Here is a 12,567-nt window from a genome sequence, read left to right as displayed (position 1 = left end):
GCGGTATCCGCGGCCCAGCTGCGACGAAACTGCCGACGGCACCAGGGAACGACAAAGCGCGGGGCACCGGTCGGCCGGTGCCCCGCGCTTCGGTATGCGATCCGGAGCTCAGTCCTCCGTCGTCGCCGAGACGGACGGCGCCGTCTGCTCGGCGGCCGCCGTGGACTTCTTGACGGCCGTCTTCTTCGCCGTCGCCTTCTTGGCCGTGGTGGCCTTCTTGGCGACGGTCTTCTTCGCCACGGCCTTCTTGGCGACGGTCTTCTTCGCCACGGCCTTCTTGGCGACCGTCTTGCGGGCGGCCGTCTTCTTGGCCGGGGCCTCGGCGTCCGTGCCGGCGTCGGCCGCCTGGTCCTGCGCGGTCTCCGTGGCCGGGGTCTCCAGCGCCACCGACGGGACGACCACGACGGCCGCCTCCTCGGACGCGGTGGGCGCGGTGGCCTTGCGGACGGCGCGCCGACGCGGGCGGGCCGGAGCCGCGCTCTCGGCGGGCACCTCGGCGGGCGCTTCGGCGACCTGCTCGGCCGGGGTCTCCGGCGCGGGCGCGGCGACCGGCTCCGTGACCGTGACCGCGGCCTCCTCCGCCGCCTTCGGTGAACCGGCCGGAGCCGACACCTTCCGCGTCGCACGGCGCCGCGTACGGCCCTTGGGAGCGGCCTCGTCCTCGACGGCGGGGGCCGGTGCGGCCTCCGTCACCGCGGCGGTCTCGGCCACCGGCGCCTCGACCGCGTGGGCCTCGTGGGCCTCGACGACCGGGTCCTCGACCGCGACCGGCTCGGCCTCGGCGGCCTCGCGGGAAGCCCGCTCGGCCCGCTCCTCGCGACGGCTCCGCGGAGCACGCTCCTCGGCCTTCGGCGCACCCGCGGGGGCCGAGGCACGGCGGGTGGCGCGGCGCCGCGAACGGCCGCGGGACGCCGCGGCCTCCGCCTCGGCGGCGCTGCTGTAGAACTCCTCGTCGGCCCGGAACTCCGACACGGGCTGCGCCGGCGCGGCGGCCACCTCGGCTTCGGACTCGGCCGTCTCCGGCTCCTCCGCCGCCTCGAACTCGTGCTCGTGCTCATGGTCGTGCTCGTGCACCTGCTCGGCGCCGCCACGGCCGCGCTTCTTGCGCTTGCCGCCGCCCCCGACGGAGCTGGGCTGCTCCATGTGGACGATCACACCGCGGCCGTTGCAGTGGACGCAGGTCTCGGAGAAGGACTCCAGCAGACCCTGGCCCACCCTCTTGCGGGTCATCTGGACGAGGCCCAGCGAGGTCACCTCGGCCACCTGGTGCTTCGTACGGTCGCGTCCCAGGCACTCCAGGAGGCGGCGCAGCACCAGGTCCCGGTTGGACTCCAGGACCATGTCGATGAAGTCGATGACGACGATGCCGCCCAGGTCGCGCAGCCGCAGCTGGCGCACGATCTCCTCGGCCGCCTCCAGGTTGTTCCTGGTCACGGTCTCTTCGAGGTTGCCGCCCTGGCCGGTGAACTTGCCGGTGTTGACATCGACCACGACCATCGCCTCGGTCTTGTCGATCACCAGCGAACCGCCGCTGGGCAGCCAGACCTTGCGGTCCAGCGCCTTCATCAGCTGCTCGTCGATGCGGTACGTCGCGAAGACGTCGACCTCGGAGGTCCACTTCGAGAGCCGGTCGGTCAGGTCGGGCGCCACGTGCGCGACGTAGCCGTGGATGGTCTCCCACGCCTCGTCACCGCTGACGATGACCTTGGAGAAGTCCTCGTTGAAGATGTCGCGGACGACGCGGACGGTCATGTCCGGCTCGCCGTAGAGCAGCGTCGGGGCGTTGCCGCTCTTCGCCTTCTTCTGGATGTCCTCCCACTGCGCCTGCAGCCGCTCGACGTCACGGCGCAGCTCGTCCTCGCTCGCGCCCTCGGCGGCGGTGCGCACGATGACGCCCGCGTCCTCGGGGACGATCTTCTTGAGGATGGTCTTCAGACGCGCGCGCTCGGTGTCGGGCAGCTTGCGGCTGATGCCGGTCATCGAGCCCTCGGGCACGTAGACCAGGTAGCGGCCGGGCAGGGAGACCTGGCTGGTGAGGCGGGCGCCCTTGTGACCGATCGGGTCCTTGGTGACCTGCACGAGCACCGACTGGCCGGACTTCAGGGCGGCCTCGATGCGGCGCGGCCCGTTGGCCATGCCGAGCGCCTCGAAGTTGACCTCACCGGCGTAGAGGACCGCGTTGCGGCCCTTGCCGATGTCGATGAAGGCGGCCTCCATCGAGGGCAGCACGTTCTGGACCTTGCCCAGGTAGACGTTGCCGACGTACGAGGTCGACTGCTCCTTGTTGACATAGTGCTCGACGAGCACGTTGTCCTCGAGGACGCCGATCTGGGTGCGCTCGCCGCTCTGGCGGACGACCATCACGCGCTCGACGGCCTCACGGCGGGCCAGGAACTCGGCCTCGGTGATGATCGGAACACGCCGGCGGCCCTGCTCGCGCCCTTCACGGCGGCGCTGCTTCTTCGCCTCCAGGCGGGTGGAGCCCTTGATGGACTGCACCTCGTCGCTCGGGTGGTCGTCCTTCTTGCCGCGCGGCTCGCGGACCTTGACGACGGTGCGCTCGGGGTCGTTGTCGGCGGACTCGGCGTCCGTGCCGGAGTCACCGGCGCGACGGCGACGGCGGCGACGGCGACGGCTGCTGCTGGAGCCGCCCTGCTCCTCGCGCTCGTCGGTGTCCTCGTCGGACTCGTCGGACTCGTCGGACTCGGCGTCCTCGGCGTCCTCGGCCGTCTGCTCGGCGGTGTCCTCGGTGTCCTGCGCGGCCTGCTCGGCGGCGTAGTCGTCGTCCCCGGCCTCGCCGTCCGCGTCGGCGGACTCGCCACGGCGACGGCGACGGCCACCACGACGGCGGCGACGGCGCGAGCCGGCCGACTCCTCCTCGTCGGACTCGTCACCCTCGACGGCGTCCTCGGCGGACTCGTCGGTCTCCTCCGCCTCGTCGACGTCCTCGACGGGCGCGGCCTGTACGGGAGCGGCCACGGGCTCGTCCTCGACGGCCCGGCGGCGACGGCGACGGCGTCCGCCGGTCGTCTCCTCGGCGGCCGCGCCGGGCTCGGGGGCCTCGGCGGGCTGGGTCACCTCGGCGGCCTGGGGAGCCTCCGCGGCCTCCTCCGCCGCTTCGGCGGCAGCCGCGGCCGCGGCCCGCTCCGGCGTCTGGAACATCGGCTCGGTGAACACGGGCGCCTGGAAGACGGCGACGGCCGGACGCGCGGTGCGCCGTCCGGACTCGGTCTCCTTGGGCGCGGGGGCGGAGAAACCGACGGCGGCCTTGCGGGTCGCGCGGCGGCGGCCTCGGCGCGGGCCACCGTCCTCGGCGGACTCCGTGGTCTCGACGGCCTCGGCGGGCTTCTCGCCGGACGGGCGGGGCTCGCTGGGCTGGGTCTCGCTGGACACGGGCGCCTCCACACGCTCGTCGGCGGTGTCGCCCTCGGGCGCACCGGCGGGTGCGGAGACGTGCCTGGTGGCGCGACGTCGGGTGGTACGACGGGGTGCGGCGTCCTCGATGGCGGGGGCCTCGGCCTCGGCGGGCACCGCCTCTGCCGCGGCTTCGGCGGGCGCGACGGTCTCGACGCCGGTGGCGGCCTGGGGTGTGCCGGTCGGCGCGGAGGCGCGCCGGGTGGCACGGCGGCGCGGGCGGGCGGGCGCGGCCTCGTCGGCGGCGGGCTGCTCGGTCCGGTCCTCCACGGCGGGGGGCCGCGCTTCAGTGGCGGGATCCGCCACCTCCGCCGTCTCGGCGGTCTCCGCCGGCACGGGGGCGCCGGCGGGCGCGGAGGCCCGGCGGGTGGCACGACGGCGGCTACGGCGCGGAGCGGTGTCCTCGGTGCCGGTGTCCTGCGCGGTGGTGTCCTCGGCGGTGGTGCTGTCGGCCGGGGTCTGATCGGCGACGGCCTCGGCCACCACTGCCTCCACCGTTTCTTCGGCCTCTTCGGCCTCGGCGGCCGCTACGGCCTCGGCGGATGCCACCGGCGGTATGGCCGGCGCGGTGGTCTCGGCCACGGCCGTGGATTCGGCCGCGCCCGTGGGCGGACCGGCGGGACGCGACGCCGCACGGCGGCGGCGCCGCGGCGGCAGGGTGTCGCTGGGGGTGTTGTTGGTGTCGGAGCCCGTGGAGGGCTCAGTGGATTCGGTCGGCTCGAGCATGCGGGTGGATCTCCCGTCAGGCTCCCGGGCGCCGCGCCTGGTCCGGCAGTGCCGGTGACGTCCGCGGCTCGCGCGATGCGCGGTGCCGCCGTCCGGGGCGCGGGCGCCGCACGGGAGCTCTCTGTGTCCTGTCTCGCCGGTTCCGTACGCCATGTGTGCGTACGGCCTGGCGAAAGTCTTCTGGTGGGTGCGCTGCCCGACCCAGGTGGCTCCCGGATACGAGGGCGGCGCTACGACATCCGTCCCTACGCGGGACCTTCCTTACGCCGACGCCTTCGCGGCGGCAGCTGTGGCGGCCCCTGTGCGATCGGCTGGAGCGGCCGTGACTGCCTCGCGGTCGGGCGCGAGCGGGTCGGTCACCGTGCCGGTCTCTTCATCGAACAGCCCCTGCGCCAGCCTGGTCACCGCTGCGGCGACCGGCGGCGCCAGGTCGGCCACGGCGCGAAGACCGGACAGGACGTCGTCGGGTCGAACGGCAGGCGTCACGTGCCGAACAACCAGCCGCAGTATCGCACAGGGCTGGTCCGTCGGCCTATCAGCCTGTGCGGTGTGCGCCTCGAGGCTCGCCACTGCGCTGCGGGCGTCGAAGGTGCGCATCCCGTTCTTTGTCCTGCGCTGGACCTCCACGGCGTCGGCCGCGGTGAAGGCGGCGACCGCGCGCTCCGCGTCCTCGGGCGCCACGCCGTCGAGGCGCAGCTCCCACACGGACGCGGTGAGCCGCTCGGCGAGACCCGAGGTGCGGGCCTCGACCGCCTCGATGATGTCCAGCCCCACGGGCATCGACTCGTCGAGGAGCTCACGCAGCTGCTCCGGGTCACGCGCCGCCGTGAGCGCGATCTCCAGATACTCCGCCTCACTGCCCGTGCCGGTGGGTGCGGCATTGGCGTACGACACCTTCGGATGCGGCGTGAACCCCGCCGAGTAGGCCATCGGCACCTCGGCACGGCGCAACGCACGCTCGAAAGCGCGCTGGAAGTCACGATGGCTGGTGAACCGGAGGCGGCCGCGCTTGGTGTAGCGCAGTCGGATGCGCTGCACCGCGGGTGCGGGCGGCGGGCCTTCGGGCTGTCGCTTGCCCAGTGTCGTTCAGTCCTTCGTGAGAGCGGTCGTACTGCTACCTAGAGTACGTGCAGCGGCGGCTCCCGGTTCCCCGTGGTGGTTCGCCGGCCGGAGCGGTTCGGGCTCGCGGGGCGTGCCGAACAGGATCCGGCGGACGTCGGCTCGGGTCTGCCGCGCGGACTCGCGGGCGGCTTCCAGGGTCTGCCGGGTGACCCGGCCCACACTGCGGGCGGCCTCGGCGGCGGGCCGCAGGACCGTGTCCCGGACGACGTGCCCGAGGGGTGTCAGGACGGTCCGGTACACCCAGCGCGCGGGCTCCACGAAGGCCGTCCGGAACAGCCGGGCGAGGAAGCGTCCGGCGGCGAGCGAGAGGTGTCCGGCCACCCGCCAGGCGTGTCCGAGCGCCTCCACGATCTCCCGGCCGACGACGGCGAGGACGCGTCCCACGGGCACCAGCACCCAGCGCCACACGGCGAGCGCGGGCAGGACGAGCAGGACACGCAGCGTCCAGTAGAGGCCGGTGCCGATCCCGATGAAGATCATCCGTACGAGTCGTCCGAGTCCGCGCGCAGTCCACGCGACGGCCCGTCCGACGGGCGCGAGGACCCACTCGTAGAGCCACCGCGCCGGTACGACGATCAGATACCGCGTCAGCCAGACCACGGCCTCGTACACCCCGAGTACGGCAGCCGCGAGCCCGATCCCGACACCTTTGAGCAGCCGGGCGAGCTCGCGGCCCACGGGCACCAGCAACCACGCGGACACCCGGCCGAGCCCGGCGCCGATGCCGCGCAGTATCCGGCCGAGCCCGCCGAGAACGCCCCGGCACAGCCAGGCCAGGGCGGCGCCGGTGCCCCGTGCCGTCCAGGCGATCGCGTGCCCGAGGGGGGTGAGCACCCGGCCGTACAGCCAGGCGGCGGGGACCACGAGCAGCACGTACCCGAGCCGGCCCAGTGTCCGGGCGACCGGGACCACGGCGTACCGCCACAGCGTCACCCAGGGCCACACGAACACCGCCCACGCCACCCACAGCAGCGCCCGGCCCGCCGGCCGCAGCACGGTGTCGCGCAGCAACCGTCCGACGACGACCAGCGCGTCCCACGCCATACGCACCGGCACGACGAGCACGAGCACGACGATCCGCACCGGCAGCCGGACAGCGACGGTGAGGCACCCTTCGGCCCGGGGTACGGGCCGCTCGGCAGGCGGTTTCTCCAGGTCCATACGGGAGGAGACGCGTCACCCGGGCGTATGGATGCGCGCCACCGCCGCCCGGTCACTCCGTGCGACGCCCTCCACCGTCCCCACGGCAGCCGTGCGAGCTCTCGCCGAGCACCAACCCCGCGACACCGTCGCCGACTTGAACGGACCCGCCGAACGGGACCCGGTCGGGGACGGTCGCGGCGCCCGTTCGGCGACGGACACGTCACGCGCGGGAAACGCGCCAGGAGCACGGGTGCGGGTCACAGCGGGGCAACAGAAGGATTCGGGTGGGCTGAAAGGACCGGACCGGGGAACTCGGCTCCCTGAGGCACCAATGGGTGCCACTCCGCCGAAGGAAAGAGAAACCCCATGTACATAGGACTGGGTACCGTCGTCCTCGTCATCGTCATCGTCGCCGTCGTCATGATGCTGCGCCGCGGCTGACCCCTGCCGCCCGTGCCGCGCCGTGGGCCGACCGACGCCCGCGTGCCGCACGATCAGTCATGACCCATGGCCCGCCCCGAATAACGTTCTCCGGGCGGGCATGGTCACGTCCGGCGAATGTCGGTGACAGAGCCAGGGGAATCGCGCGACCCGCCCTCCGCGCCGCGGGCGCCCTCTCCTTCGCGGGTATCGCGAGAGCCGATTTGTGTGACCGTATCCATGCGTGGGCGGCGATCCACGCAATCCACGTCGGCGACAAATCGCGGAATGGCGAAACTATTCAACGGATCGCCGCCGTCCAACGAATTAGCGTGTCGGGCATCTCCGCCTCGGCCCCGCCCTTGTTAATCTGCGACTCCGGAAATACCCACGAGATCCACAAGGGATCGAACGCGCCCATTCACAGGGAAGATTCCCCCCGGACGAATACTGGCGCAGTCCGGTCGAGAGGATACGGACCATGCAGGACTTTTCCCGTCGCGGACTGCTGAAGGCCACGGCGGTCACCGGCGCGGGCGCGGTCGTACTCCCGGGCGTCGCGGCCGCGGAGGCCCCGGGCGCGAGCGCCGGCACCCAGGAGGCCGGGAGCGCGACGTGCGGGCCGGCGAAGCTGACCGGCCGCATCGTCCGTCCCCACGACCCCGACTACGCCGAGGCGAGCCTGGGCTGGGACGAGCTGTTCGTCCACTATCCGCTGGTCATCGTCTACGCCCAGCGGACCCAGGACGTGGTCAACGCCCTCACCTGGGCCCGGCAGCACGATGTCGCGCTGCGGGTACGGAGCGGCGGCCACAGCCTCGAGGGCTGGTCGAACGTGGACAACGGCATCGTGATCGACGTCAGCGAGCTGAAGTCGGCCCACATCGACACGGCCGCCCGTACGGCGACGGTCGGGGCCGGGCTCAGCCAGCTGGAGGCGGTGACCACGCTCGCGAAGAAGAACCTGGCGGTGACGACCGGCACGGAAGGCACCGTGGGCCTGTCCGGTGCGACGCTCGGCGGCGGCTTCGGTTTCCTCACCCGCTACCTCGGAATGGCCTGCGACAGCCTCATCGGGGCAGAGGTCGTCGTCGCCTCGGACGGCGACTGCGCCAAGGTCGTCAAGGCGGACCTGAAGAACAACTCGGACCTGCTGTGGGCACTCCGCGGGGCGGGCAACGGCAACTTCGGAATCGTCACGTCACTCACCTACAAAGTGGCCCCGCTCAAGAGCGTCACTTATGTGCAGGCGACGTGGGACGGCCTCGGAGACCTGCAGAGGGTCTTCGACACGTGGCAGCGTACGGCGCCGGTCGCCGACAACCGTCTCGGCACCCAGCTCGAAATTCACAGAAAGCAGATCCTGCTGTTCGCCGTTCTCGCGGAGGGAACGCCCGCGGAGGCGAAGAGGCTGCTGGCCCCGATTCTTTCGATCGGTCGCCCCGAAGTTTCGGTGCAGGTCGGTAACTGGGGCGACGTATACGCGGGATTCCAGATTCCGACCGCGGACGAGCCGGCGAACTGGAAGTTCTTCTCGCAGTTCACCGACAAGCCGTTCCCGAAGAAGGCGATCAGCGTGATCGCCTCGTTCATGCGGGACGCGCCGACGGACGACAGCAACTTCTTCACCCAGGCCTTCGGCGGAGCGGTCAGGAAGAGCCCCCGCGGCGGCACGGCGTTCCCGCATCGGGACGCGCTCTTCTACTCCGAGCCGGGTGCCGGCTGGGGAACCCGTGGAGAACCGGGCAGCGGCGACGAGCTGACCCCGCGCGCCCAGGCCTGGATCGCCGAGTTCAGCCAGGCGCTGCGGCCCTACGTGCACGGTGCCTACGTCAACGTGCCGAACATCGGCATGCAGGACTGGGAAACCGCCTACTGGGACGGCAACTTCGACCGGCTGCGCAAGATCAAGGCGAAGTACGACCCCCGCAACGTCTTCCAGTACGAGCAGAGCGTCCCGCCCGCGTTCTGCTGACCGGCCATGACCGAGCCCCCTCCCGGCCGGGAGGGGGCTCGGTCATGGCCGCTTCATCCCGGACCATCGGCCGCAAGGTCCTCGCCGTCCGGAAGGCCGGCCGAGCGGTCGCTCGCCAGGGGGGCCGCACTCCGCCGCCGTACGGCGGCCATCAGCCACCTCGCGGCTGGTGGTCAGCCGCGGCCGCACCCCGCCGCCGCCCCTTCCGTGGCCTGGCCGGCGCAGCAGCCGTCCCCCGCCGCGTCGACGCCGGCGCTCTCGCCAAGGGTGTCGGCGTCGGCCTTGACCACGTAGACCTCCCAGGGCTCCCGCCCCGGGCCATGGACCCACACCTTGTCCTGGACGGCGTAGCAGCAGGAGATGTCGTTCTCCTCGAATGCGGCCAGACCCGCGTCCTTGAGGCGACCGGTCGCGGCGGTGACCTGGTCGGTGGACTCGACCTCCACGCCGAGGTGATCGAGCCGCGTGTCCTGTCCGGCCTCGCCTTCGATCAGGACGAGCTTGAGCGGGGGCTCGGCGAGGGCGAAGTTGGCGTAGCCCTCGCGCCGCTTGGCCGGCCCGGTACCGAACAGCTTCGAGTAGAAGGTGATCGACGCTTCCAGGTCGCTGACGCGCAGGGCGAGCTGAACACGGGACATTACGTGCCTCCCATCGGCTTGCATCGACATCCGTCGATGCAACCTTGCGGGTTGGATAGAAAAACGTCAACATAGAAGTATGTCGAAGCAAGAACTCATGGCGCTCGGTCAAGAGGACCGATCCGCCGCCTGCCGCCCCGGCCTCGTGACCGCGCCCCTGAGCGAGGTCCACGCTGCCGAACTGGCGAAGGTCTTCAAGGCTCTCGGCGACCCGGTCCGTCTGCGGCTGCTGTCGATGATCGCCTCACGGGCGGGCGGTGAGGTCTGCGTCTGTGACCTGACCCCCGCTTTCGACCTGACCCAGCCGACCATCTCGCACCACCTCAAGCTGCTGCGTCAGGCCGGCCTGATCGACTGCGAACGCCGGGGTACGTGGGTCTACTACTGGGTGCTTCCCGGCGCCCTCGACCGGCTCGCCGCGTTCCTCGAGACCGCACAGGCGGCGGAGGCGACCGCGTGAGCGCTTCGCTGGGACGGCGGGCCTTTGCCGAAGCCGTCGGCTCGGCCGCGCTGGTCGCGGTGGTGGTCGGCTCGGGAATCCAGGCCACCGAGCTGACCCGGGACGCCGGAGTGCAACTGCTGGCCAATTCGCTGGCCACCGTCTTCGGGCTGGGCGTACTGATCGCGCTCCTCGGGCCGGTCTCGGGCGCGCACTTCAACCCCGTCGTCACCCTCGCCGCCTGGTGCGTCGGCCGAGGTTCCGGCCACGGACCGAGCGGCCGGGATGTCGCCGCGTACCTTCCCGCCCAGACCTCCGGAGCGATCGGCGGCGCGGTCCTCGCCCACGCCATGTTCGCCAAGCCCCTGGTGCGCTGGTCCACGCACGACCGCGCCTCAGGTCACCTGTGGCTGGGTGAGGTGGTCGCGACCGCCGGACTCGTCCTGCTGATCTTCGGGCTCGGCCGGACCGCTCGCGCTCACTTCGCCCCTGTGGCCGTGGCGTCGTACATCGGAGCGGCGTACTGGTTCACGTCCTCCACGTCGTTCGCCAACCCGGCCGTCACCGTCGGGCGCGCCCTCACCGACACGTTCGCCGGCATCGCCCCCGCCTCGGTCGGCCCGTTCATCGCGGCCCAGCTGATCGGCGCCGCACTGGGCCTCGCGCTGGTGAGGGCGCTGTTCGGACGCCCGGCATCCGCGCGAGCCGGCACCGTCCCCGTTCAGGGCGATCCCGAACTCGCCTCCCCCACACTCCCCTGACCAGCTCCCGCCCTGAAGGACACCCCCGATGAAGACCCCCGCAGAGCGTCCGTCCGTGCTGTTCGTCTGCGTCCACAACGCCGGGCGCTCCCAGATGGCCGCGGCGTTCCTCACCCACCTCGCGGGAGACCGCGTCCAGGTCCGCTCCGCCGGGTCCGCGCCCGCCGGTGCCGTCAACCCGGCGGTCGTGGAAGCGATGTCGGAGGCAGGCATCGACATCTCCGCCGAGGTCCCCAAGGTGCTCACCGTGGAGGCCGTGCAGTCGTCGGACGTGGTGATCACGATGGGCTGCGGCGACTCGTGCCCGTTCTTCCCGGGCAAGCGCTACCTCGACTGGGTGCTCCCCGACCCCGCAGGACAGGGAGTCGACGCCGTCCGCCCCATCCGCGACGAGATCGAGAAGCGCGTACGCGGCCTGCTCGACGAGATCGTCCCGGCGAGTGAGGTGTGAGTGCGGCGACCGCGGTTCGCAGCGTGGCCATGGGCCCCCGACCCGGCGAGCGGACCTCCCGCGCGCCCCTGGGCAGGTTCACCGCGCAGAGCTGTCACGAAAGCAGGGCTGTCACAAACGTGGAGGCCGTCTTGTCCTCTCTCCAGACAGTCCCTGTTCGGAGGAACACATGAGCGCTGAACACGCACACCCGCACCAAGGCGTCGAGGTGATCACGACCCTGCCGGAAGCGGCGGCCCGGATCCCGGACGGCGCCGAGGCCCGGACCATCCGCGTCACCCTGGCGCCCGGCGACCCGGGCGCGCCGCCGCACCGTCACCCCGGGCCGATCTTCGGCTACGTGACCCAGGGCGAGATCCTCTTCGAGCTGGAGGGGCAACCGCCCCGGGTGCTCAAGGCCGGGGACGCCCTGTTCGAACCCGGAGGCGACGTGATCCACTACCAGGGAGGCAACAACCTCCCGGACGCGCAGTCACAGCTGGTGGTGACCATGTTCGCGCAGCCGGGCACGCCTGTTCTGACCGTGGTCGGCGCGGAGGAACTGGCCGAACGACGACACCTGCGGTTCACTCGGCCCTGACCGCGTTCCACTGGTCCGTGATGGTCCGTGACGAGTCGTGACGGTTCGTCAGGGTGCCGCCGCGGCGCCAACTCCGCGGTCCCGAGGAGGGGCCGCCCGCGGCGTCCGGGGGCACCCGGCGGCGACGGCGGGCGAGGACACGAAGCGCGTACGGCAGCCGATGCCGGATGCCGGTATCCGTACGCGGACATGACGCCTCTCGCGGTGGAGGTCACCCGGGGCGGGGCGTCGCTCGTCGCCGGGAGAGGGTCACCCTGCGTCGCTCAACGTCCAGCTCCGTGACGACGACCGGCATCCGGTCGCCGACCCGCGTGATGTCCTCCGGCGCTTCCACAGTCGTCCACGCGAGCTCTCGCAGATGGACCAACCCCTCGATCCCGTCGGCGACTTGAACGAAGACACCGAACGGGACCAGCTTCGTGACCTGCCCGGAGAGGATCTCGCCCACCGAGATCCTGTCGGTGAAGGTCCGGAGGGGGTCCGGCCGCATCCCCTTCAGGGAAAGACGGGCCTCTCCGTTCCACGTGTCGAACTGGAGGAACTCGCACGAGATGCGCTGTCCGACCTGAACGACGTCCGTGACCACCTCGTAGCGCTGCCAGGACAGTTCGGCGAAGGAGATGAACCCGACACCGGGAAAGACGGGATGGGCGGGGCCGTCGTCCAGGGCCACGAACACGCCGAACCGCTCGATCGCCGCCACCACGCCGGAGAGGATCTCGCCACGGTTCAGCCGCTTCAGGAACGCCCGGAGCTCGGGGTTCTCGGTGGCAGCCATGGACAGTCGCACCCGGCCCTTCTCCAGATCGACGCCGACCACCTCGGCCGTGATCCGCCGGCCGGCCTCCGCGACCTCGGCAGAAGGACGACACCAGGACATGTCCAGCGGTCCGACCGT

General features: G+C 71.9%; 10 protein-coding genes. 5 read left to right on the top strand and 5 right to left on the bottom strand.

Annotation, left to right across the window (positions count from 1 at the left end):
- Positions 1 to 108: 108 nt before the first annotated feature.
- The 3 genes from ABZV34_RS03245 to ABZV34_RS03235 form a co-directional block, all read right to left on the bottom strand.
- Positions 109 to 4,140: an Rne/Rng family ribonuclease gene (locus ABZV34_RS03245; RefSeq protein ID WP_356270960.1), complete on the bottom strand. Its 4,032-nt coding sequence runs from the start codon at positions 4,138 to 4,140 to the stop codon at positions 109 to 111.
- A gap of 261 nt (positions 4,141 to 4,401) precedes the next feature.
- Positions 4,402 to 5,178, bottom strand: a complete 777-nt coding sequence (locus tag ABZV34_RS03240) for a TIGR03936 family radical SAM-associated protein (protein ID WP_356270958.1) — start codon at positions 5,176 to 5,178, stop codon at positions 4,402 to 4,404.
- A 48-nt stretch (positions 5,179 to 5,226) separates the two neighbouring features.
- Positions 5,227 to 6,423, bottom strand: a complete 1,197-nt coding sequence (locus ABZV34_RS03235) for a hypothetical protein (RefSeq protein WP_356270956.1) — start codon at positions 6,421 to 6,423, stop codon at positions 5,227 to 5,229.
- 883 nt (positions 6,424 to 7,306) lie between these two features.
- Between ABZV34_RS03235 and ABZV34_RS03230 the strand changes: the two genes are divergently transcribed.
- Positions 7,307 to 8,800 carry an FAD-binding oxidoreductase gene (locus tag ABZV34_RS03230; RefSeq protein WP_356270954.1) on the top strand — a complete coding sequence of 498 codons (1,494 nt, stop codon included), beginning with the start codon at positions 7,307 to 7,309 and terminating at the stop codon, positions 8,798 to 8,800.
- A gap of 173 nt (positions 8,801 to 8,973) precedes the next feature.
- Here ABZV34_RS03230 and ABZV34_RS03225 read toward each other — a convergent pair whose 3' ends face one another.
- Positions 8,974 to 9,438 (bottom strand): ArsI/CadI family heavy metal resistance metalloenzyme, encoded by a 465-nt coding sequence (locus ABZV34_RS03225; protein ID WP_356270952.1) that lies wholly within the window; start codon positions 9,436 to 9,438, stop codon positions 8,974 to 8,976.
- Between the two features lie 79 nt (positions 9,439 to 9,517).
- On the opposite strand from ABZV34_RS03225, the gene ABZV34_RS03220 reads away from it, so the two are divergent.
- From ABZV34_RS03220 to ABZV34_RS03205, 4 genes are all read left to right on the top strand, one after another.
- Positions 9,518 to 9,898, top strand: a complete 381-nt coding sequence (locus ABZV34_RS03220; protein WP_356270950.1) for a metalloregulator ArsR/SmtB family transcription factor — start codon at positions 9,518 to 9,520, stop codon at positions 9,896 to 9,898.
- Positions 9,895 to 10,638, top strand: a complete 744-nt coding sequence (locus ABZV34_RS03215) for an MIP/aquaporin family protein (protein ID WP_356270948.1) — start codon at positions 9,895 to 9,897, stop codon at positions 10,636 to 10,638. Before ABZV34_RS03220 ends, ABZV34_RS03215 begins: the two co-directional genes overlap by 4 nt.
- Positions 10,639 to 10,666: 28 nt before the next feature.
- A complete protein-coding gene (locus tag ABZV34_RS03210; protein WP_356270946.1) occupies positions 10,667 to 11,089 on the top strand; it encodes an arsenate reductase ArsC in 423 nt (140 codons plus the stop codon).
- A 169-nt stretch (positions 11,090 to 11,258) separates the two neighbouring features.
- Positions 11,259 to 11,669 (top strand): cupin domain-containing protein, encoded by a 411-nt coding sequence (locus ABZV34_RS03205; RefSeq protein ID WP_356270944.1) that lies wholly within the window; start codon positions 11,259 to 11,261, stop codon positions 11,667 to 11,669.
- 211 nt (positions 11,670 to 11,880) lie between these two features.
- Here the strand turns inward: ABZV34_RS03205 and ABZV34_RS03200 are convergent, their stop codons facing one another.
- Complete coding sequence (locus ABZV34_RS03200) at positions 11,881 to 12,549, bottom strand: S1 RNA-binding domain-containing protein (protein WP_356270942.1); 669 nt, start codon at positions 12,547 to 12,549, stop codon at positions 11,881 to 11,883.
- Positions 12,550 to 12,567: the final 18 nt, after the last annotated feature.

Origin of the sequence: Streptomyces sp. NPDC005195 (assembly GCF_040608315.1) — a bacterium.
Lineage (GTDB): Bacteria > Actinomycetota > Actinomycetes > Streptomycetales > Streptomycetaceae > Streptomyces > Streptomyces kaempferi.
This window is presented reverse-complemented; position numbering and strand designations above follow the sequence as displayed.

Coding starts and splice junctions, on each gene's coding strand:
- ABZV34_RS03205 (WP_356270944.1), top strand. CDS start 11,259: ATGAGCGCTGAACACGCACACCCGCACCAAGGCGTCGAGGTGATCACG.
- ABZV34_RS03220 (WP_356270950.1), top strand. CDS start 9,518: ATGTCGAAGCAAGAACTCATGGCGCTCGGTCAAGAGGACCGATCCGCC.
- ABZV34_RS03245 (WP_356270960.1), bottom strand. CDS start 4,140: ATGCTCGAGCCGACCGAATCCACTGAGCCCTCCACGGGCTCCGACACC.
- ABZV34_RS03225 (WP_356270952.1), bottom strand. CDS start 9,438: ATGTCCCGTGTTCAGCTCGCCCTGCGCGTCAGCGACCTGGAAGCGTCG.
- ABZV34_RS03230 (WP_356270954.1), top strand. CDS start 7,307: ATGCAGGACTTTTCCCGTCGCGGACTGCTGAAGGCCACGGCGGTCACC.
- ABZV34_RS03200 (WP_356270942.1), bottom strand. CDS start 12,549: ATGTCCTGGTGTCGTCCTTCTGCCGAGGTCGCGGAGGCCGGCCGGCGG.
- ABZV34_RS03235 (WP_356270956.1), bottom strand. CDS start 6,423: ATGGACCTGGAGAAACCGCCTGCCGAGCGGCCCGTACCCCGGGCCGAA.
- ABZV34_RS03210 (WP_356270946.1), top strand. CDS start 10,667: ATGAAGACCCCCGCAGAGCGTCCGTCCGTGCTGTTCGTCTGCGTCCAC.